This window comes from Gemmatirosa kalamazoonensis (assembly GCF_000522985.1).
GTDB classification, from domain to species: Bacteria; Gemmatimonadota; Gemmatimonadetes; order Gemmatimonadales; family Gemmatimonadaceae; genus Gemmatirosa; species Gemmatirosa kalamazoonensis.
Window position 1 is genome coordinate 421,739 of record NZ_CP007129.1, and the last position, 22,039, is coordinate 443,777.

Genomic DNA, 22,039 nt, shown 5'->3' on the forward strand with positions numbered 1-22,039 from the left:
GGGTGGGCCGGGGGGAGGGGCGCGCCTGTCCACACCATACCGCGCGCCTCTCTACTACGCAGGGGGGCCGTCGCTTGCTGCGGGGGGAGCCGCCGAATAGCGTTTCCGGCCTTCCCCCCAGGAGCGAGCCCTCGTGCGTCCGTTCTACCGCCTCACTTTCGCCCTCCTTCTCGCCCTCCCGTCCGCGGCCGCGGTCGCCCAGGCGCCGGTCGCGCCGGCCGACGTGTGGTCCGCGCTCCGCTGGCGGCAGATCGGCCCCACCCGCGCCGGCCGGGCCCGCGCCGCCGCCGGCGTGCCGAGCCAGCCGAACGTGTTCTACGCGGGGTTCGACAACGGCGGCGTGTGGCGCTCCACCGACTACGGCGCGAACTGGGTGCCGATCTTCGACGACCAGCCGACGGGCTCCATCGGCGCGATCGCGGTGGCGCCGAGCGACCCGAACGTGATCTACGTCGGCACCGGCGCGGGCATCATCCGCCCCGACCTCTCGACCGGCAACGGCGTCTACAAGTCCACCGACGGCGGGCGCACGTGGACGCACCTCGGCCTCGACGACACGCGGATGATCGCGATGATCGACGTCGACCCGCGGAACCCGGACCGCCTGTTCGTCGCCGCGTTAGGCCACCCGTACGGGCCGAACGCCGAGCGCGGGATCTACCGGTCCACCGACGGCGGGCGCTCGTTCCAGAAGGTGCTCTACAAGGACGAGTACACGAGCGCGAACGACGTGCGCGTGGACCCGCGCGACCCGAACGTCGTCTACGCGACGCTCTGGCAGCAGCAGCAGAGCTTCATCGAGGGCCAGGGCTTCGGCGGCGCGGGGAACGGCGTCTTCAAGTCGACCGACGGCGGCACGACGTGGAAGCAGCTCACCGAGGGGCTGCCCGCCGTCATCCAGGCGAACATCGCGCTCGCGCCGAGCAACCCGAGCGTCGTGTACGCGATGATCGCCGGCAATGCGCCCGGCGCGCAGGGGCCGCAGGCCGTCACCGGCATCGTCGGCTTCTACCGGTCGAACGACGGCGGCGAGCACTGGACGCTCGCCACGCCGAACACGCGCGACCCGCGGCCGCTCGCGCGCATCGGCGGCGGCGACCTGCCGACGGTGGCGGTGGATCCGAAGAACGAGAACGTCGTCTACAGCGCGTCGGTGGTGATGTGGCGCACCGAGGACGGGGGCGCGACGTGGAGCGCGGTGCGCGGCGCGCCGGGCGGCGACGACTACCAGCGCGTCTGGATCAACCCGAACGACACGAACATCCTCCTCGCCGTCTCCGACCAGGGCGCGGTGGTGAGCGGCAACCGCGGGCTGTCGTGGAGCGACTGGTACAACCAGCCGACCGCGGCGATGTACCACGTGACGACCGACAACGCGTTCCCGTACAACGTCTGCGCGGGCCAGCAGGACTCCGGCTCGGCGTGCGTCGCGAGCCGCGCGACGCTCGGCGAGATCACGTTCCGCGACTGGTTCCCGGTCAACATCCAGGAGTACGGCATCGCGGCGCCCGACCCGCGGGATCCGAACGTCATCTTCGGATCCGCGCGCACGAACGTGTCGCGCTACGACCGTCGCACGGGGCAGACGGCGCAGGTGGGGCCGAGCGCGGAGGCGCGCGGCACGCAGTTCTCGCGCAACGTGCGCACGATGCCGATCGCGTTCTCGCCGGCGAATCCCGACGTGCTGTTCTACACGTCGAACGCGGTGTGGAAGTCGACCGACCGCGCGCACAGCTGGACGCGCATCAGCCCCGACCTCGCGCGCCCGACGTGGGCCGTGCCGGCGAACACGGGCAAGTACGCGAGCCAGGTGACGCCGGCACCGTTGGGCAGCATCACCGCGCTCGGGCCCTCGCCGCGCGACGTGAAGGTGCTGTGGGCCGGCACCGACGATGGCAACGTCCAGGTGACGTTCGACGGCGGCACGACGTGGTCGAACGTGACGCCGCCGGCGATCACGCCGTGGACGCGCATCTTCAACATCGACGCCGGGCACTTCGACACGCGCACGGCGTACGCGGCGGCGAACACGTTCCGCGTCGACGACGACAACCCGCACTTCTGGCGCACGCACGACGGCGGCAGGACGTGGACGGAGATCAACACCGGCATCGCCGGCGGCGCGGTGGCGAACGCGATCCGCGAGGACCCGCGCAAGCCCGGGCTGCTGTACGCGTCCACCGAGACGCAGGTGTGGGTGTCGTTCGACGACGGCGACCACTGGCAGTCGCTCCGGCGCAACATGCCGGCGGTCTCCGTGCGCGACCTGCAGGTGAAGGACGACAGCACGTGCCTGTGCGCGGACCTCATCGCCGGCACGCACGGACGCGGCTTCTGGATCATGGACGACATCACGCCGCTGCGGCAGGAAGCCGAGCGTCGCGCGGCGACGACGTCCGGAGGCGCGTTCCTGTTCACGCCGGCGACGGCGGTGCGCGTGCGCTTCGCGACGGTGGACCCGACGCCGCTGCCGCCCGAGGTGACGGCCGGCGAGAACCCGCCGCCGGGCGGCATCATCGACTACGCGTTAGGCGCCGACGCGACGGGGCCGGTGACGATCGAGATCCTCGACGGCGCGCGGGTGATCCGCCACTACACGAGCGCCGACAACCGCACCGGCCCCGATCCCGCCGTCGACCCGCTGGCGTACGATCAGATCTGCCGCCGCACGCCGACCGCGCCCGACTGCGGCCTGCCGCTCTACTGGCCGGCGCCGCGCATGACCATCGGCACGAGCGCGGGGCTGCACCGCGTCAGCTGGGACCTGCGCTACGACCCGGTGTCCGAGGCGGACGTGCCGGCGGGGAGCGACGACGACGCGACGGGCGCGGTGCCGCGGCGCACGTTCCCGCAGGTGTACGCGCCGTGGGCGCCGCCGGGTCGGTACACGGTGCGCCTAACGGTCGGCGGGCGAAGCTACACGAAGCCGCTCACGCTGCGCCTCGACCCGCGCGTGAAGACGCCGGCGGCCGAGCTGACGCGGGTCGCGACGCTCACGCGCACGCTCTACGACGCGGCGGTCGCCGCGCACGCCGCGGCGGCCCGTGCGGCGACGCTGCGCCAGCGGCTCGATTCGGCCGGCGCCGACGCCGAGGCGTTCCGCGCGCAGGTGGAGTCGCTGGCACCCGCGCCGCAGCGGCCGGCGGGCGGCCGGCTGCCGGCCCGCTTCCGCCGCGGCGCGGCCGCGAACGCGCCGCCGACGCTCGAGTCGGCCAGCTCGGCGCTCGTCGCCGCGGCGATGGCGATGCAGAACGCCGAGGTGCCGCCGACGGCCGACCAGCTCGCGGCCGCCACCCGCGCCCAGCAGCGGGCAGCCAGCGTCATGGCCCGGTGGCGCGTACTGGAGACGACGGGGCTCCCGGCGCTGAACGCTCGCCGCCGAGCCGCGGGCCAGCCGCCGATCGCGGTGCCCGAGTCGCGTTAGAAGGTCGCGTTGGAACGCGCCCGGCACGGTTCCACGTTCTGGTTCTTCGATTCAGTGAATTCGTGGAATTCATTGAGTTGCGATCCTTCTCCGTGGAGTCGTGCGTGGCGCGAGAGGTCGAACCACGAGGAGCCAGCATCTACATGAAGACTCGCATCATCGCCGCGTCGCTCGTGCTGCTCGCCGCCGAGGCGGGCGCGCAGCAGGCGCAGGTCGTCCCGCTGCCGCCGGCGACGGTCGACACCACCGACCCCGCGTCCGTGCTCGTGGGTCGGCTCGACCTCGAGCACTACAAGGCGACGGTCAAGGGGCTCACGCAGTTCGGCGACCGGCGGCAGGGGACGAAGCGCAACCGCGACGCGGTCGACTGGATCGAGGCGCAGCTGAAGAGCTACGGCTGCACGAACACGGAGCGCATCAAGTACACGTACGAGCCGCCGCCGCCGCGCACGGTGGACAGTGCGACGCGGGCGCGCGCGGCCGCGGCGGGACGCAGCGCGCAGGCGCAGGGCGGCGGCCGGCTGCGCGGCGTGCGCACGCGCACCGGCGTGAACACCGACTCGCTCCGGCAGCCCGACCCGCGCATCCGCGCGCTCGACGCCGAGCCGACGACGCCGGGGCCGCGCGAGGAGGTCTACTGCACGAAGATCGGCGAGACGCATCCGGAGGAGATGTACATCGTCGGCGGCCACATGGACGGCCACGGCTGGAACGAGGCGGCGAACGACGACGGCTCCGGGACCGCGGTCGTGATGGAGCTCGCGCGCGTCTTCAGCATGCCCGACGTGCACACCGACCGCTCGATCCGCTTCATCCTCTGGAACAACGAGGAGACGGGGCTGAACGGCGCGCACGCGTACGTCGACCAGCGCGCGGCGCTGCAGGGGAAGGAGAGCCCGGCGGGATCCGGCAAGTACCCGGAGCCGAAGTGGCTCGGCATGATCCAGCACGACATGATGATGTTCGACCACGGCATGCCGCGCCCCGACGGCACGATCAGCCCCGAGCAGCGTCCGGAGGCCGACGTCAACATCGAGTTCCAGTCGAACTCGAAGATGGCCGACTCGTCGCAGAAGCTCGCGTGGATCTTCCACCGCGCGAACGAGAAGTACGCGACCGACTACCCGGCGCAGGTCGGGCCGCACATGACGAACACCGACAGCGACCCGTTCAAGGATCTCGTCGCGGCGATCAGCCTGCGCGAGAACGAGCGCGGCCGCGAGGTCGGCGCAGGTTGGGACCCGCACTGGCACCAGCCGACGGACGTGTTCGCGACGTTCAGCGACAAGGACTTCCGCCTCGGCCTGAACGCGGCGCAGACGACGTTGGGCGCCGTCGCGACGCTCACCGGCGCGAAGCTCGGCGGGATCCCGGTCAGGAAGTAGCGCGCATCTGCTCGCGCACCTGCTCCGGCGAGAGCACGGTGTCGTAGTGCACCGAGCGCTCGTCGAAGCGGGTGAGCAGGGCGCGGGCAGGCGGGTGGATGACGGCGCGCGTGTAGTCCTCGCCGGCGAACGCGCGCACCGCGTCGAGGTCGTCGAACAGCGTGATGGTCACGAACTCCACCTCCGCGCCGTCGTCGCGGCGCAGGAGGTGGGCCCCGCGGTAGCCGCGCACGCGGCCGATGCCCGGCAGCACCTCGGCGCGCAGCATCGCCTCGTACGCGTCGGCGTCGGCGCGCTGCGTCCAGCCGTGCCAGATGCGACTGATCATGGCGGCAGTCTAACCAGGAAGCCTCCGGTGGCGCACACCTCGACCGCGCCGGGCATCGCGTCGTGGGTCCGGCGACTGGCGGCAGTGGTCGCCGTCGCGGCCGCGTGCCGCGGCGAGACGCACGAGCTGAACGCCGGCGTCGGCGGCACGCCGCGGCGCCTTCCCACGGGGCACACGCTCGACCCGGCCGGCCGCACGATCGACGTCGGGAACATGCCGCTCGCCATCGCGGTCGCGCCCGACCGCCGGCACGCGGTGCTGCTGCTCAGCGGCTGGCGGGAGGTCGGGCTCCAGGTCGTCGATCTCGACGCGGGTCAGGTGATGCAGACGCTCCCCCAGCCGGGCGCGTTCCTCGGCCTCGCGTTCAGCCCCGACGGCCGGTGGATCTACGCGTCGGGGGCGGGGCGCGACGTGGTGTACCGCTACGCGTGGAGCGGCGCGCGCGCCGAGCTGCGCGACAGCATCGCCCTCGGCCCGTTAGGCACCGCGGGCGAGCCCCGATTCGTCGCCGGCCTCGCGACGTCGCGCGACGGGCGCACGTTGTACGTGGCCGAGAACCTCGCCGACTCGCTCGCCGTCGTCGACCTCGTGACGACGCGCGTGGTGCAGCGCGTGGCGGCGGGCCACTACCCGTACGGCGTGATCGTCGCGCCGGGCGGCGACGTGTTCGTGTCGGCGTGGGGCGGCTCGACGGTCGCGCGCTACGCCGTGGGCGCCGACGGCCGGCTCGTCGAGCGCGCGCGCATCGACGTCGGGCGCCACCCGTCGGCGATGGCGCTCGACGCGGCGGGCACGCGGCTCTACGTCACGTCGTCGAGCACCGACCGCGTGGTGGTGGTCGACGCGCGCGCCGATCGCGTGCTGGCGAGCGTGTCCGATTCCGCGCCGGGCGCGCCGTCGGAGGGCAGCACGCCGAACGCGCTCGCGCTGTCGCCCGACGGCGGCCGGCTGTTCGTCGCCGAGGCGGACAACGACGCCGTCGCGGTGCTCGACGTGCGCGGCGACCGCCCAACGGTGTTAGGCCGAGTGCCGTCGCTGTGGTATCCGGATGCGCTGGCGCTGGCCGGCGACTCGCTCGTCGTGGTGAGCGGCAAGGGACGCGGGACCGGCCCGAATCCCGCGGGCCCGCGCAACGGCCTCGCCGGCATCGATCCGCGCACGTACACGCTCGGCCAGCTCACCGGCACGCTCTCCGTGCTGCCGACGACGTGGAGCGATGCCGAGCTCGCGGCGCTCACGCGGCGTGTGGCGCGGAGCAACGGCTGGGACGCGGCGGCGGCGCGGCCGCGCTATCCGCCGCTCGAGCACGCGGTGCTCATCATCAAGGAGAACCGCACCTACGACCAGGTGCTCGGCGACCTGCGCGGCGGCGACGGCGACACGTCGCTGCTGTTCTTCCCGCGCGCCGCCTCGCCGAACCACCACGCGCTGGCCGAGCGGTTCGGCATCTACGATCGCTTCTTCACGAACGCCGAGGTGAGCGCGCAGGGGCATCCGTGGTCGACGTCGGCGTACGTCACGGAGTACGGGGAGAAGACGGTGCCGTCGGTCTACGCCGACCGTCGCCCCGACCGCGACGAGGGCGACGCCGACGAGCCGTCGACGGGATTCCTGTGGACCGCCGCGGCGCGCAGGGGCCTCACGGTGCGCAACTACGGCGAGTACGCCGAGCCGGCGCCGGCGGGGGGCGGCGTGCGCTATCGCGCGGCGAAGCCGAGCCTCGCGCCGTACACGAGCCCCGACTATCCGCCGTTCGACGTCACGATTCCCGACGCGCGCCGCGCGGACGTGTGGATCGGCGAGCTGGGGACGTTCGTGCGGCAGGGACGCATGCCGGCGCTCGAGATCCTGCACCTGCCGATGGATCACACCGCCGGGACGCGCCCCGGCGCGTGCGCGCCGCGCGCGTGCATGGCCGACAACGACCTCGCGCTGGGGCGCATCGTCGAGGCGCTGTCGCGCTCCCCGTTCTGGCGGAGCACCGCGGTGTTCGTGCTCGAGGACGACGCGCAGGCGGGACCCGACCACGTCGACTCGCACCGCTCGGTGCTGCTCGTGATCTCGCCGTGGTCGCGCGCGCGCACCGTGCACCGCTTCGTGAACACGACCGACGTGCTGGCGACGATCGAGGAGATCCTGGGGCTCGCGCCGCTGTCGCAGTTCGACCGGTTCGGCCGTCCGCTGCGCGACGTGTGGAGCGAGGAGCCGGACCTCACGCCGTACGTGGCGCTCGCGCCGACGCAGCCGCTCGACGAGAAGAACCCGCCCGCTCGCACCGGCGCGCGCCCCGCGCCGCGACTCGACCTCGCCGCCGCCGACCGCATCGACGACATGACGTTCAACCGGATCCTGTGGCGCGCGATCAAGGGCGCCGACGTGCCGTACCCCGCGGGGCGGCGCGGCTCGACGCTGGATCTCGTGCGGGAGCGGTGACCGTCGTCTGGCGTTCAGGGCTCCACGTACGAAATTTTCTGGGGGACTGAAGAGGGACTGAAGAAGGAAACACCAACAAAGTGTTGGTCCGTCTTCAGTCCTCGTTCAGTCCGCCGTGGTCCAACGAACACTCGTACGTGGAGCCCATGCGCGACGCGAGCGGATCATGACCGGATCGGAGCCCATCGTCATCGTCGGCGCCGGCCTCGCGGGTGTGGCGGCCGCGTACCACCTCGCCGCGCGCCGCGGCGTGCCTAACGTCGTGCTCGTCGACGAGCGCGAGCCGCTGACGCTGACGAGCGCCGTCGGCACGATGGGCTACCGCAACTGGTGGCCCGGCCCGGACGACACGATGTGCCGCTTCGTGTCGCGCAGCATCGATCTCCTGGAGGAGATGGCCGACGAGAGCGCGAACGCGTTCCGGCTGTCCGCGCGCGGCTATCTGTTCGCGACGGCACGCGCCGAGGAGGCGGCGCGCCTGCGGGCGACCGCGCGCGAGGTCTCGGCGTACGGCATGGGCGAGCTGCGCGAGCACGCCGACGTCGCCGGCTACGAGCCCGCGCGCGCCGAGGGCTACCGCGGCGCGCCGACCGGCGCCGACCTGCTGCTCGGCGAGGCCGCACGCGCAGCGTTCCCGTATCTCGCGCCGGACACGGTGGCCGCGCTGCACGTGCGGCGCGCGGGCTGGATGAACGCCGTGGCCCTCGGCGCGTGGATGCTGCGCCGCGCGTTAGGCGCCGGCGCCACGTTCGTGCGCGGCCGCGTCGACGCGGTGGACACGGCGGGCGGCCGCGTGCGCGGCGTGCGGCTCGACTCCGGCGCGACACTCGGCTGCGACCGGGTCGTGCTCGCGGCGGGGCCCGGGCTCCCCCGCGCGCTCCGGCTGCTCGACGCGGACGTCCCGCTGCTGCTCGAGCTGCACGCGAAGATGCTGTTCCGCGATCCGTTAGGCGCGGTGCCGCGCGGCGCGCCGTTCCTCATCTGGAACGACCCGGTCGACGAGCTGCCGCCCGGGATCCACGTGCGCCCGGTGGACGGCCCGCACGGCGACGAGACGTGGCTCATCTGGACGTACGACATCGAGCCGCGGGCCGAGCCGGTGTGGCCGCCGACGTTCGACCCGCGGCACGGCGAGTTCCTGCTCCGCGGCGCGGCGGCGCTGATTCCCGGGTTCGCGGCCTACGCCGGACGCGCGGGGGTCGTCGACGGCGGCTACTACTGCAAGACGCCGGAGAACCGTCCCGTGATCGGGCCGCTCGGCGCGGAGGGCGCATTCGTGTTAGGCGGGCTGTCGGGCTACGGCATCATGGCATCGCACGCGGCGGCGGAGCTGGCCGCGGCGCACGTCACGGGCGACGTGCTGCCGGCGTATGCGGGGGCGCTCTCGCCGGCGCGATACGAGGACGCGGGGTACCGGGCGCGGGTGGTGGCGGGAGAGGCGGGGGTGGGGCAGCTGTGAGCCTGATAGGGCGGGACGATCGACGGCGGGACGATCGACGGCGGGACGATCGACGGCGGGACGATCGACGGCGGGAAGGCTGCGCGTTCAGAGGGTTCCGATCGGCGTCGGATTGGTCCCGCGGCGCTTCGCGCGCATACCACCTTGGGCGAAGGGGGGGGAGCCCCCCTGGGACCTAGGTACGCGCCCGCAGTGGATCGTCCCGCAGTGGATCGTCCCGCCGTCGATCGTCCCGCAGTGAATCGTCCCGCAGTGAATCGTCCCGCGGTTGATCGTCCCGCCGTCAGGCGTCCCGCCGTCAGGCGTCCCGCCGTCAGGCGTCCCGCCGTCAGGCGTCCCGCCGTCAGGCGTCCCGCCGTCAGGCGTCCCGCCGTCAGGCGTCCCGCCGTCAGGCGTCCCGCCGTCAGGCGTCCCGCCGTCAGGCGTCCCGCCGTTCCAGCCTTTCAGTGCCACGCCCGCCCGTCGAGATCCTCCCGCGCCTGCTCCCCCGGCGGCCGGTCCGCCACCCCCGGCTCCAGCGCCACCGTCCCGCCGAGCGCCAGCTCCGCGAGCGGGATCGCGTCCCGGAACGGCGCGTACAGCACCCCCAGCACCACCCCCGGCAGCACGTCCGCCACGAGCAGCGCCACCACCGCCGTCGTCGCGAGGTACTGCGCCGCCATCTCCGATGGCGCCACCGGCGTCCCCGGCGGCCGCTGCTCGTACCACGTGCTGCCGCGGAACACCTCGTAGATCCGGTCCTGCACCGTCCACATCACGCCGTCGCGCCGAGCGCGCGCGACCGCGTCGCCGACTGCGTCCTCCGCCGCGTACCACGCGTCGCTGTCCCGCAGCGTGGCGCGCCAGCGACGCACCACGGCTTCGAAGTCCTCGAGGCGGAACTGCGCCAGGCGATCGAGGAAACGTTCGACGAAGCGGCCGCTCGGACCGTATGGGGATGTCACGGCCGGCGACGGAGCAAGCGCCGCGCCGCATCGCTCACCGAACGGCCACCCGCCGCCGGTCGTTCGTCCGGTCGCGGTCGATCCGCGTCACCGACGGGTCCGCGACCACCCACGCCGGACGCCCCGGCAGATCGAGCGTCAGATCGAACCGGCCGCCGCGCGCGCGTCCCGCGCCCGTCCACAGCACCCGCCCCACCTCCGGACGATCGTCGTAGACCGCGACGCCGATCGACTCGCCGTCCGCCGAGCGGGGCGTCTCGCCTGAGACGCCGCGCGCCCACTTGCCGACCGTGACGTGCGCCGCGAGCCGCCACCGGCCGCCGCCTAACGGGACCGCCGACGCGGTGTCGACGCGCAGGTCGTACACCGTGCGGTCGCCGAGCCACTCGCCGACCAGCGCGCTGTCCGCTGCCGTTAGGCACTCGGCCCACAGCGCCGCGCGCAGGTCGAGCGTCGTCGCCATGCCGGTGGGGCCGGCGTGCGCGTGCAGCAGCGCGGCGAGCGCGCGGTCCACGGCGGCGGGGCCGAGCAGGTCGCGCAGGCCGCGCATCACCACCGCGCCCTTGCCGTAGTACAGCCACGCCTCGTCCGCTGCCTCCAGCAGCGTCGGCTCGCCGCGCCGCGCCGCCGCGCTGCCGGCCAGGTAGCGGTCCTCGTCGAACGCGAGCATCGGCGCCAGCGCGCCGTCGCCGTACGCCGCGCCCACGACGAGCTGCTCCGAGTGCTTCGCGAGCGTCTCGGTCAGCGTCGACGCGCCGGCCATCGGCGCCGGGTCGAGCGTGTGCGCCCACCACTGGTGCGACACCTCGTGCGCGACGCGCCGCGTCACCAGATCCACGTCTGCATCGCGCGCGTCGGAGAGGAAGCCGCGGTCCTCGGGGAAGAAGATCATCCCCGGCAGCGACAGCGCGCCGAACGACGACCACAGCGGGATCTCGGCCACGCGCAGCTGCGGCAGCGCGTACGCACCGTACCGCGCGCCCAACAGGTCCAGCGTGCGCGTCGCCGATGCCAGCATGCGGTCGACGTTCACCGCGTGCGCGGGATGATACCACACCTCCACGTCCACGCCGGCGTGCCGCGTGCGGCGCACCGCGTAGCGCGCCGACACGATGCCGAAGCGCGGCGTCATCGGCCGATCGGCGACGTAGTGGAACCACCGTCGTCCGTCGGCGCGCCACGTGCGCACCAGCCGTCCGGGCGCGAGCGCGGTCTGGTCGTCGTCGGTGGCGACGGTCGCGTCGAGCGTGAGCCACGCCGCGTCGCGCGGCGCGCGGCGCACCGAGTCGGCGGCGGCGAGCGGCGCCTCGCGCGTCGGCTCGCTCGCGAGGCCGTGGCGACGACGCGCGGCGGGCTCGTCGAGCTCCCATCCGGCGCGGTAGCCGAGCGACGGTAGCGCATCGACGCTCGTGAGGAACGTGCCGTTCGCCGCGACGTCGCCGGAGAAATCGTCGGCCCGCACGCCGCCGCGATCGAGCGTGCCCGCGTAGCGCAGCACCACGCGCTCGCCGGGCGCGAGCGGGCGCGCGAGCGCGAACACGTGCACCGGGAAGCGCGTGTCGCGGGTCGCGGTGCGCGTGCCCGCGAGCGACACGCGGGCGCCGGTCACGCCGCGCGGCACGACCGCCCACACCGTGTCGATCGGCCGCGTCCACCGGTTCTCGAGCACGAGCGTCGCCTCCACCGTCGCCCGACGCGCGGCCGGAACGAGCTGCGTCGTCATCGCGACGTGCACGACGCTCGGCTGCGGCTGGCCCTCGAGGCGTCGGTAGGCGCGCTCGTAGTCGGCGCGCCACTGCTCGCGGGTCGCGCTCCCCGCCCACGCGTGCGCGGCCTGCGTGCGCGCGAACAGCAGCGCCGCCGCGGCGACGAACGCGACGACGCTGACCGCGAACGCACGGCGCCCGCCGCGGCCCCAGTGCGACGGCAGCTGCGCGAGCCGCGCGCGCAGCCCCACGTTCGCACCGCGCCGCCACAGCCCCCAGCTCACGCACGCGAGCACCACCGCGGCGAGCGTCCAGTAGCCCATGAACGCCGCGAACGACGCGGCTGCCGGCCCGAAGCCGTCGAGATCCGAGTGCTGCACCGACGGGCCGGCGCCGAAGTGCAGCATGGGGTGCTCGAGGCCCACCGTGTCGCCGCGCCGCGCGACGAGCGCGAGCGCGAGCCCGCCTAACAGCCCGAGCCACCGGTTCGGCGCCACCGCCTGCACGGCGAGCGCGCCGATCGCGAACAGCGCGAGCGGCACGCCGCCGAACCAGAGCAGCGACAGCCACAGCGCGGGCTCGACCTGCGTGTAGCCGTTCGCGAGCTGCACCACGATGCCGACGAGCACCGCGGCGAGCGCGAGGATCGCGGGCAGCGCACACAGCGCGGCGGCCTTCGCGAGGTAGAGCACCGCGCTCGACGCCGGCGTCGCGTCGACGAGCGGGTCGAACCCGACCACGCGCTCGCGCCACGCGACCTCCGCGGCGTAGTAGACGATCGTGATCGTGCCGACGAGCAGCAGCGGGAGCTGCATCGCGTCGAGCAGCAGCCCGGTGGTTGGCAGCACGTGCGAGCCGTACTCGCCGCCGAGCTGCGCGACCGCCTCCATGCCGGCGACGAACACCCAGAGCGCGAGCAGCGCGAGGAACGTCCAGCCGCGCAGCACGTGGCGCAGCTCGAGCCGCGCCGCGGAGCCTAACGCGGGCCGGAACGCGCCGCGCGTCGCGGGAGCCACCACGTGGTACGTGGCGACGGCCATGACGTCGACGGCGGTCGCGCCACGTCGGCGTGGCGCGCGCCGCGTGACCACCTCGAAGCGGAAGCGCGCGTACGTCCACGCGAGCACCGTCGCCGCGACGCCCATCCACAGCAGCCGGTTGAGCAGCATCCGTCCGCTCAGCGCCACCATGCGCACGTCGCGCTCCGCCGGCGTCCAGTAGCGCGTCTGCTCGAAGAACGCCGACAGCCCGAACGGATCGAGCAGCGCGGCGCGCGCGAGTCCTTCCGGCGTCGGCGGCGCGGCGCCGGCCATGAGCGGCGAGTCGACGAGCAGCGCGGTCACGAGGTACAGCGCGTAGATCGCCACCGCGCCGACGTACGTCGCGAGCGTCGAGCGCGTCAGCGTCGCGACGGCGTACAGCACCGCGCCGACGAGCAGCAGGTTCGGGAGCACGAGCACGACGAGCGCCCACAGATACGCGACCGGCCGCACGGCGCCGAGCCGGTCGGGCTCCACCTGGAGCACGAGTGGCGCGAGCATCAGCACGAGCGCCGCGAGCGTCATCGCCGTGAGTGCGGCGAGCAGCGCCCCGGCGAACCGGCCGAGCAGGTAGCGCGGCTTCCCGATCGGCCGCGAGAACACGAGCTCCGTCATGCCGTGCTCGGTGTCGCGCAGCGCCGCGTTCGCGCAGAAGATCGTGAGCACGAACACGGAGAACAGCGACAGGAGGCCGAGCGACTGCGCGATCGTGTAGGGCGCGTTCACGTCGACGCTCTTCGGCCCGTAGCCGGTGCCGACGAGCGTCGCGGCGCCGCCGGCGAGGGCGAGCGCGGCGGCCGCGAACGTGAGCCGGCGCGTGTGGTAGCGCCACTCGAAGCGGAGGATGCCTCCCAGCATCACGCCGCTCCCGCGGTGCCTAACGCGGCGAAGTACACGTCCTCGAGGTCCGGCGCGAGCGGCTCGAACCCGTCGTCGGGCGCCGCGTCGGCGAGCACGCGCAGCCGCGTGCGCCCCGCGTGGAGCTGGGCCGAGAGCACGCGGAGCCGCGCGGCGTACGATGCGACGTCGGACTTCGCGACGGTCCTCCCCCACACGCGCCCGTGCAGCTCGTCGACGAGCGCGTCCGGCACGCCCTCGCGCACCACGGCGCCGCCGGCGAGGATCGCCATGCGCGGGCAGAGCTGCCGAACGTCCTCCACGATGTGCGTGGAGAGGATGACGACGACGTTCTCGCCGATCTCGCTCAGCAGGTTGTGGAACCGGTTGCGCTCCTCGGGGTCGAGCCCCGCCGTCGGCTCGTCGACGATGACGAGCCTCGGGTCGCCGAGCAGCGCCTGCGCGATGCCGAAGCGCTGCCGCATGCCGCCGGAGAAGCCGCTCACCGCGTGCTTGCGATGCGCCCACAGGTTCGTCTGCGCGAGCAGCGCGTCGACCTGCGTCCGTCGCGCGCGCCGATCGGTGATCCCCTTCAGCAGCGCGAGGTGATCGAGCAGCTCCAGCGCCGACACGCCGGGATACACCCCGAAGTCCTGCGGCAGGTAGCCCAGCGCTCGGCGGTGCGCCTGCGGGTCGTCGAGCACCGGCCGGCCGTCGAGCGAGACGGTGCCGGCGTCGGGCGCCTGCAGCGTGGCGAGCGTGCGCATGAGCGTCGACTTCCCGGCGCCGTTCGGGCCCAGGAGGCCGAACAGCCCGCGGCCGATGGTGAGGTCCACGCCGCGCAGCGCCTGCACCCCGTTCGGGTACGTCTTCGTGATGCCCTGGATGATCAGCATGTCCTGGCCAACGGCCCCGGCCGGCGCCGGGATTCGCCCGTCCGGTAACTGTCGTGTTAATCTCCGACTTAATGCTGACGTCCTCCGACCTTCACTTCTTTGCCGGCATCGCCCGCGCCGAGTCGCTCGCCGCGGCCGCCCGGGCGCTCGGCGTCACGCCGCCCGCGGTGACCCAGCGCCTCCAGGATCTCGAGCGCCGACTCGGCGTCCGGCTCGTCGAGCGGAGCGGGCGGCGGGTGACCCTGACGGCCGAGGGAGAGCTGCTCGCCGCGCGCGGTCAGGAGATCGCCGACGACCTCGCGAGCCTCACCGAGACGCTCGCCGCGCGCCGCGGCGTGGTGGCGGGCCACCTGCGGGTGCTCGCCCCGCTCGGCTTCGGCCGCGCCCACGTCGCGCCGGCGGCGGGTCGCTTCTTCGCCGACCACGCCGAGGTGACGCTCGACCTCGTGCTCTCCGACCGCATGGGACGCGTGGCCGAGACGTCGTGGGACGTCGCCGTGCACATCGGCGAGCTGCGCGACTCGTCGCTCGTGGCGACCCGCCTCGCGCCGAACGACCGCATCCTCTGCGCATCGCCGTCGTTCGTCGCGCGATACGGCGTGCCCGACGCGCCCGCCGACCTGCGCGACTTCGCGTGCATCGCGCTCCGCGAGAACGACGAGGACGTGACGATGTGGCGCTTCGCGCGCGACGACGGCGCGGCCGAGTCGGTACGCGTGGAGCCGCGACTCGCGACGAACGACGGCGAGGTCGTGCGCGAGTGGGCCGTCGCGGGACGCGGGATCATCGTGCGCTCCGAGTGGTCCGTGGCCGCCGACCTGCGCGCGGGCCGACTCGCGCGCCTGCTCCCCGGTTGGCGTCTCCCCTCGGCGGACGTCATCGCGTTCGTGGGCCCGCGACGCGGACGCTCGGCGCGGGCGACGCGGTTCGTGGAGTACTTGCGAGAGGCGCTGACGCCCGTCCCGTGGCGCGCGGACTCCTGAGCTCGACGGCACCCGTCGCGTCGTGAGAGGTGCGCCGGCGTCGGAATGATGTCGTGGAAGGATGCCGGCCATCGAAGTTGCGCCATGAGCCGACACGATCTCATCGAGCGCGACCTCACGTACTCCGTCATCGGCGCCTTCTTCGAGGTGTACAACACGCTCGGCTACGGCTTCCTCGAGCAGGTGTACGTGGAAGCGCTCACGCTCGAGCTGCGCGACCGCGGCCATCTCGTCGAGCGCGAGCAGTCGGTGTCGGTGAGCTACAAAGGCCGAGTGATCGCGCGACTGAGGATGGACGTGATCGTCGATCACAAGATCGTGGTCGAGGTCAAGTCGACGCAGCACCTGTCGCCGTTCGCGTCGCGACAGCTGCTCAATTACCTGCGAGCGACCGATCTGCTCGTCGGGCTCCTGCTGCACTTCGGGCCGGAGGCGAAGCATCACCGCGTCGTCTGCGAGCGCGTGCGACGCTCCTCGTGACGCACGACGCCGAAATAGGAGACGCGGATGCCGCGGATCACGCGGATAGGCTCGCGACTGAAGCCTATCCGCGCGATCCGCGTGATCCGCGTCCGAACCACGAGGAGCTCTGCAGTCCAGGGAGCGACGCCCCGGCGCAGAGGCGCTCGCATCGCCGTCCCCCGCTTGACGCCGACCCGCCCCACCACTAGCATCCCAGACACAACTGAACGCCCGTGGTGATTTGCCGCCTATTGCCGCCACGTAAAACAAGGTGCTAAAACGCGACGCGCCCGGCGGCCATCTCCGCCCGGGCGTTTGTCGTTGGTAGCCAGGACCCACCGCGGCGCGGGGGGCTCGGCCACCGACTCCAGCAGAAAGCAGGTCGCTGGCGGCTCGTCCTCCCCCGGGAGGACGGTGGTCCGGCGGCCCCTCCAGCAGCGACCCCCGGACCTCGTCGGCCCGGGGGTCTTCGTTTGGAGGGTGCGATGCTGACAGTGGAGCGCGCGACAGGGGTGCCTAACTACGAGCTCGTCGGCCCGGCCGGTGCGCCGGTGGTCGTTGCGCTCGGCGGCATCTCCGCGAACGCGCACGCGGGCGCCACGGCGGCCGATCCCGCGCCGGGGTGGTGGGACCCCGTCGTCGGACGCGGCCGCGCGCTCGACACCACGCGCCTGCGCGTGCTCGGCATCGACTGGCTCGACGGCGGCCGCGGCGACGACGGTCGGCCGGCGCGCATCGTCACCACGTACGACCAGGCCGACGCGCTCGTCGCGGCGCTCGACGCCGTCGAGGTCGAGCGCGTGCACGCCGTGATCGGCGCGTCGTACGGCGGCATGGTGGCGCTCGCGTTCGCCGAGCGCTACCCGGAGCGCGTCGAGCGGCTCGTCGTCGTGAGCGCGCCGCACGAGGCGCATCCGCTGTCCACCGCGCTGCGCACCGTGCAGCGGCGCGTCGTGGAGCTCGGCATCGAGACCGGTCGCGCGCACGACGCGCTCGCCCTCGCGCGCGCGCTGGCGATGACGACGTATCGCGGCGCGCGCGAGTTCGCCGAGCGGTTCGACTCGCGCCCCGACACGATCGACGGCGCCGACGCGACGTTCCCCGTCGAGCGGTACATCCTGCACCACGGCCGGAAGTTCGCCGCCGCGTGGCGCCCGGAGCGCTTCCTCGCGCTCTCGCTCTCCGCCGACCTGCACCGCGTGGATCCCGCCGCGGTGCGCGTGCCGACGACGCTCGTCGCCGCGGAGGGCGACGCCATCGTGCCGCGCGAGCAGATGGCCGAGCTGTCCATGCTGTTAGGCGCGCCGAACACGCTCGTCGATCTCGCGTCGCGCAACGGCCACGACGCGTTCCTCACCGAACCGGCCGCGATCGGCCGCATCCTCGCCACCGCCCTGTGTACCCGGAGCTTCGCATGAGCGTCGACCGCACGATCCGTCAGCAGGCGACCGCGACCCGCGCCGTCCGCGCCGGCATCGCCTCGGACACGCAGCACGGCGCCGTGGTGCCGCCGATCCATCTCTCGTCGACGTTCGCGTTCGACGGCCTCGGGGGGAAGCGCGAGTACGACTACACGCGCAGCGGCAACCCCACGCGCACGCAGCTCGCCGACGCGCTCGCGGAGCTCGAGGGCGGCACGGCGGGCGTCGTCACGAGCACGGGGATGTCCGCGGTCACGCTCGTGCTGCAGCTGCTCGCGCCGGGCGATCTGGTGCTCGCCGCGCACGACTGCTACGGCGGCACGCACCGCCTGCTGAACGCGCTCGCACGCCGCGCGCACTTCGACCTGGGCTTCGTGGATCTCACGGCGACGACGAGCGCCGTGGCCGAGATCGCGCGCCGCCGCCCGCAGCTCGTGTGGATCGAGACGCCGAGCAATCCGCTCCTCCGCATCACCGACGTGCGCCGCATCGCCGCCGCCGCGCATGCCGCCGGCGCGCTCGTCGTCGTCGACAACACGTTCCTGTCGCCCGCGCTGCAGCAGCCGCTGCTGCTCGGCGCGGACGTCGTCGTGCACTCGACGACGAAGTACCTCAACGGCCACAGCGACGTCGTCGGCGGCGCGGTCGTCGTGCGCGACCCCGCGCTCGCGGAATCGTTGGGCTGGTGGGCGAACTGTCTCGGCATCACCGGCGCGCCGTTCGACAGCTACCTCACGCTGCGCGGCGTGCGCACGCTGCACGCGCGCATGGTGCAGCACCTCGCGAACGCGCAGGCGGTCGTCGACGCGCTGCTCGCGCACGACGCGGTGGCGCGCGTGAACTATCCCGGCCTGTCGACGCATCCGGGCCACCAGGTGGCGACGGCGCAGCAGTCCGGCTACGGCGCGATGGTGAGCTTCGAGCTCCACGGCGGGCTGCCGGCGGTGGAGCGGTTCGCGCGCGCGCTGCGCTGCTTCACGCTCGCCGAATCGTTAGGCGGCGTGGAGAGCCTCGTCGCGCACCCGGCGTCGATGACGCACGCGTCGATGGACGCCGCGGCGCGCGCCACGGCCGGCATCTCCGACTCGCTCGTGCGCCTCTCGGTCGGGATCGAGTGCGCCGAAGATCTCGTGGAGGATCTCGAGACGGCGCTCGACGAGGCGCTCGTGGTGACGCCCGCCGTGCCGCCCGCGTTCACCCTGGCCGAGCCCGAGGCGGCGCGCCAGGTCGCGGCGGTCGCATGACTGCTGTTCCGGCAGTCGGGACTCGGGACCCGGGACTCGGGACTCGACCGCCGTCCGCCCACGAGTCCCGAGTCCCGAGTCCCGAGTCCCGACTCCCCGAGTCCCGACTCCCCAGTCCCGCCGCCTTGGCGGTCTACAAGTTCGGCGGCGCCTCCCTCGCCACGCCCGACGCGGTCGCCCACGCCGTGTCGCTCGTCGCGCGGCGCGATGGCGCGCCGACGGTCGTCGTCACCTCCGCGCTCGCCGGCGTGACCGACGCGCTGCTCGCCGTCGCGCACGCGGCGGCCACCGCGACGCCCGCGCAGCTCGACGCCGCGCTCGGCCGCCTGCGCGCCACGCACGCCGCCGTCCTCGACGCGCTGCTCGACGGCGACGACGCGCGCACGCTGCACGACGCGCTCGACGCTTCGCTGGCCGAGGTCGCGGCGCTCGCCGCGGCCGCGCGCGCCATCGGTGAGCTGGCGCCGCGCGAGGTGGACCGCGTCGTCGCGCGCGGGGAGCGGCTCGCCGCGCGCATCGTCGCCGCGGCGCTCGGTCGCGCCGGCGTGCGTGCCGAGTACGTCGACGCGACCGATCTCGTCGTGACGGACGGCGCGTACGGCGAGGCGGCCCCCGATCTCGCGGCCACCGCGCCCGCCGCGCGGCGCGTGCTGCGGCCGCTGCTGCGCGCGCGCGTGGTGCCGGTGGTGCCGGGATTCGTCGGCCGCGGTCCGCGCGGCGAGACCGTGACGCTCGGGCGCGGCGGTTCCGACCTCTCCGCCACCGTGCTCGCCGCGGCCCTGGGCGCGCGGCGCGTGGTGCTGTGGAAGGACGTGCCGGGGCTGCTCACCGCCGACCCGCGCGCGGTGCCTAACGCGCGCGTCGTGCCGCGGCTCGGCGCGCGCGAGGCGGCGGCGCTCGCGCACTACGGCGCGAAGGTGCTGCACCCGCGCGCGCTGGCGCCGCTCGCGCTCGCGCCGGCGGGGAAGGGCACGCGCGTGCTCGTGCGGCCGTTCGCGCGGCCGGACGAGCGCGGCACCGAGATCGTCGCGCGGCGCGTGGAGTCGCGCGCGCCGGTCGTCGCGGTCGCGGCGACCATGGACCAGGCGATCGTGCGGGTCGTCGGACGCGGGCTGCACGCGCTCCCCGGCGTCGCGGCGCGCGCGCTCGCCGCGCTGCACGCCGCAGGCGTGCCGGTCTCGCTCGTGTCGCAGGCGGCGTCGGCGTACGACGTGTCGGTCACCGTCGACGGCGCGCGTGCCGCGCACGCGCTCGACGCGCTGCGCCGCGCGCTCGCGCCGGAGCTCGCGAGCGGGGAGCTGGAGTCGGTCGACGCGCGCGTCGGCGTCGCGACGGTGGGCGTCGTCGGCGCGTGCGCGGCGGACGACGCGCGCGCGGCCGCCCGTGCGCTCACGACGCTCGCCGACGCCGGGATCGCGCCGCTCGCCACGGCGCAGGGCGCGGCGGGCGCGAGTCTGTCGCTCGTCGTCGACGCGACGCGCGCGGTGGAGGCGCAGCGCGCGCTCCACGAGGCGTTCCGGCTGCATGAGCCGGCGGCGGCGCGCACGGCGCGCGTCGCGCGCACCGACGTGGTGCTGTTGGGCGCCGGCGCGATCGGACGCGAGCTCGCGGCGCAGATCGCGGCCGCGGGCGCGCGCTCGCCGCTCCGCGTCTGCGCGCTGGTCGACCGCTCCGGCTTCGTGTTCGACGCGGGCGGGCTGTCGCGGCGCCGCATCGCGGAGCTGTGCGGCGCGAAGGTCGCGGGACGTCCGCTCGCGCTCGCTCCCGGCGCGCGCGCGGCGACGGCGGCGGAGGCGCTCGACGCCATCGCGGCGCACCGGCCGTCGCGGCCCGTACTCGTCGACGTCACCGCCGCCGACACCGGTGCGCTGCTGGAGCGCGCGTTAGGCACCGGCTGGGACGTGGTGCTGGCGAACAAGGTGCCGCTCGCCGCGCCGCAGGAGGCGGTGGACCGGCTGCACGCCGCGGGGCGGGCCGGCGGCGGACGGCTGCTGCACGAGGCGACGGTCGGCGCGGGCCTCCCCGTGATCGACACGCTGCGCAAGCTGCTCGAGGCGGGAGACCGCGTGCAGCGCATCGAGGGGTGTCCGTCGGGGACGCTCGGCTTCCTGTTCGGGGAGCTGGGACGCGGCCTCGCGTTCTCGGCCGCGCTGCGCGACGCGATGGCGCGCGGCTACACCGAGCCGGACCCGCGCGACGATCTCTCGGGGCAGGACGTCGCGCGCAAGGCGCTCATCCTCGCCCGACTGCTCGGCTTCCGCGGCGACCTGTCGGACGTCGCGGTGGAGTCGCTCGTGCCGGAGGCCATGCGCGCGCTGCCGCGCGACGCGTTCCTCGCGCGGCTCGCGGAGCTCGACGCGCCGTGGGAGGCGCGCGTGCGCGCGGCGCGGGCGCAGGGGCGCGTGCTCCGCTACCGCGTGCGCGTGACGCGGCGCCGCATCGCCGTCGGGCTCGTGGCCGTCGCGCCGTCGGATCCGTTGGGCGCGCTGAGCGGCACCGACAACCAGTTCGCGTTCACCACGGCGCGATATCGCGCGCAGCCTCTGGTCGTGACCGGGCCGGGCGCGGGCGCCGCGGTGACGGCATCGGGGGTCTACGGCGACCTCCTGCGGCTGGCGGCCGAGCGGCGTTAGGCGTGGCATTCACGGCTCCACGTACGTGTTTTCGTTGGACTGAAGGAGGACTGAAGAGGGACTGAAGAAGGACCAAACACAAGAAAGTGTTGTTGGTCCTTCTTGAGTCCTTCTTCAGTCCTCCTTCAGTCCTACAAGAACACGTACGTGGAGCCAGGCCCGCCGCGCGTCACGCCGCGCGCGTCCCGTCGCGGATCGCGCGCTCGATGCGCTCTTCCGTCGCCTTCCGCTCGCGCTCGCGCTGCTCCTCCGCGCGCAGCCGCTCGGCCTCCAGGCGCGTCGCCTCGGCCATCGCGGTGACGAGCGCTTCGCGCTCGTGCTCCTCCTCGGCCGTGCGCGCTTCCTCCTCCGCGCGTCGCGCGATCGACTCGGCCCGCGCCGCGGCCTCCGCGGCCTCGCGCTCGGCGGCCGCCTTCCGCGCCGCCTCGCGCTGGCGCCGCGCCTCCTCGCGCGCCCGCTCGGCGGCGGCCTGGCGGGCGGCGCGGGCGATCCGGCGGCGGCGGTCGATCGCCCCCGCGCGTGCGGCGGCGGCGACCATGCCGAGCCCCGCCGCCACCACCGCGTCCACCAGGCAGCGCCACTGCAGCGTGATCGCCAGCGCGCGCTCCGCCCGGTGCGTGATGGCCAGCACGCCGAGGGCGATCCCTGTCACGCCCACGACGACGAGCGCGAAGACGGCCGTGCGGGTCGTCCACACGAGCAGTCGCAGCGGCAGGTCGAGCGTCACCGCTTCGGGAGCGGTGGCGGCGGGGGCGGAGGTGCTCACGATGAAACGACGATCCTCGCCCCAAAACGTCTCGCGCGGGCCGCCGCCGGGTCGCCCGGGAACACATCCTGCGCTCGG

14 protein-coding genes and 1 riboswitch are annotated in these 22,039 nt (G+C 74.2%); of the genes, 9 read left to right on the plus strand and 5 right to left on the minus strand.

What is annotated here, in order from left to right; translation table 11 throughout:
* Positions 1–133: 133 nt before the first annotated feature.
* Positions 134–3,424: a WD40/YVTN/BNR-like repeat-containing protein gene (locus tag J421_RS24805; protein WP_025413811.1), complete on the plus strand. Its 3,291-nt coding sequence runs from the start codon at positions 134–136 to the stop codon at positions 3,422–3,424.
* A gap of 143 nt (positions 3,425–3,567) precedes the next feature.
* Positions 3,568–4,809 (plus strand): M28 family peptidase, encoded by a 1,242-nt coding sequence (locus J421_RS24810; RefSeq protein WP_025413812.1) that lies wholly within the window; start codon positions 3,568–3,570, stop codon positions 4,807–4,809.
* Here J421_RS24810 and J421_RS24815 read toward each other — a convergent pair.
* Entirely contained in the window at positions 4,799–5,137 is a 339-nt protein-coding gene (locus tag J421_RS24815) for an antibiotic biosynthesis monooxygenase family protein (RefSeq protein WP_025413813.1), read from the minus strand. The two genes, J421_RS24810 and J421_RS24815, sit on opposite strands and share 11 nt — an antisense overlap.
* Positions 5,138–5,164: 27 nt before the next feature.
* Here J421_RS24815 and J421_RS24820 point away from each other — a divergent pair, with 27 nt between their 5' ends.
* Together J421_RS24820 and J421_RS24825 are read left to right on the plus strand one after the other, a co-directional pair.
* A complete protein-coding gene (locus J421_RS24820) occupies positions 5,165–7,570 on the plus strand; it encodes a bifunctional YncE family protein/alkaline phosphatase family protein (RefSeq protein WP_025413814.1) in 2,406 nt (801 codons plus the stop codon).
* Between the two features lie 166 nt (positions 7,571–7,736).
* Positions 7,737–9,029 (plus strand): NAD(P)/FAD-dependent oxidoreductase, encoded by a 1,293-nt coding sequence (locus J421_RS24825; RefSeq protein ID WP_025413815.1) that lies wholly within the window; start codon positions 7,737–7,739, stop codon positions 9,027–9,029.
* A 443-nt stretch (positions 9,030–9,472) separates the two neighbouring features.
* Here the strand turns inward: J421_RS24825 and J421_RS24830 are convergent, their stop codons facing one another.
* Genes J421_RS24830 through J421_RS24840 form a run of 3 tightly spaced genes read right to left on the minus strand, consistent with a single transcriptional unit; the run spans position 9,473 to position 14,452 of the window.
* A complete protein-coding gene (locus J421_RS24830) occupies positions 9,473–9,973 on the minus strand; it encodes a hypothetical protein (protein WP_025413816.1) in 501 nt (166 codons plus the stop codon).
* Positions 9,974–10,007: 34 nt separating this feature from the next.
* Positions 10,008–13,577, minus strand: coding sequence for an ABC transporter permease (locus J421_RS24835; protein ID WP_025413817.1), 3,570 nt, complete (start codon positions 13,575–13,577; stop codon positions 10,008–10,010).
* Entirely contained in the window at positions 13,577–14,452 is an 876-nt protein-coding gene (locus J421_RS24840) for an ABC transporter ATP-binding protein (protein WP_025413818.1), read from the minus strand. Before J421_RS24840 ends, J421_RS24835 begins: the two co-directional genes overlap by 1 nt.
* A 71-nt stretch (positions 14,453–14,523) precedes the next feature.
* Between J421_RS24840 and J421_RS24845 the strand changes: the two genes are divergently transcribed.
* The 5 genes from J421_RS24845 to J421_RS24865 all read left to right on the plus strand — a co-directional run bounded on the left by J421_RS24845 (position 14,524) and on the right by J421_RS24865 (position 21,195).
* Positions 14,524–15,435 carry a LysR family transcriptional regulator gene (locus J421_RS24845; protein WP_025413819.1) on the plus strand — a complete coding sequence of 304 codons (912 nt, stop codon included), beginning with the start codon at positions 14,524–14,526 and terminating at the stop codon, positions 15,433–15,435.
* An 84-nt stretch (positions 15,436–15,519) separates the two neighbouring features.
* Positions 15,520–15,915: a GxxExxY protein gene (locus tag J421_RS24850; RefSeq protein WP_025413820.1), complete on the plus strand. Its 396-nt coding sequence runs from the start codon at positions 15,520–15,522 to the stop codon at positions 15,913–15,915.
* A gap of 205 nt (positions 15,916–16,120) precedes the next feature.
* Positions 16,121–16,197, plus strand: a riboswitch (SAM riboswitch).
* A gap of 185 nt (positions 16,198–16,382) precedes the next feature.
* Positions 16,383–17,315 carry a homoserine O-succinyltransferase MetX gene (metX, locus tag J421_RS24855; RefSeq protein ID WP_104023267.1) on the plus strand — a complete coding sequence of 311 codons (933 nt, stop codon included), beginning with the start codon at positions 16,383–16,385 and terminating at the stop codon, positions 17,313–17,315.
* Positions 17,312–18,562, plus strand: a complete 1,251-nt coding sequence (metB, locus tag J421_RS24860) for a cystathionine gamma-synthase (protein WP_104023268.1) — start codon at positions 17,312–17,314, stop codon at positions 18,560–18,562. The genes metX and metB overlap by 4 nt, the downstream gene beginning before the upstream one ends.
* A gap of 125 nt (positions 18,563–18,687) precedes the next feature.
* On the plus strand, positions 18,688–21,195 hold the full coding sequence (locus J421_RS24865) for an aspartate kinase (RefSeq protein ID WP_025413823.1): 2,508 nt from the start codon (positions 18,688–18,690) through the stop codon (positions 21,193–21,195).
* A 169-nt stretch (positions 21,196–21,364) separates the two neighbouring features.
* Here J421_RS24865 and J421_RS24870 read toward each other — a convergent pair whose 3' ends face one another.
* Complete coding sequence (locus J421_RS24870; protein ID WP_148306527.1) at positions 21,365–21,961, minus strand: hypothetical protein; 597 nt, start codon at positions 21,959–21,961, stop codon at positions 21,365–21,367.
* Positions 21,962–22,039: the final 78 nt, after the last annotated feature.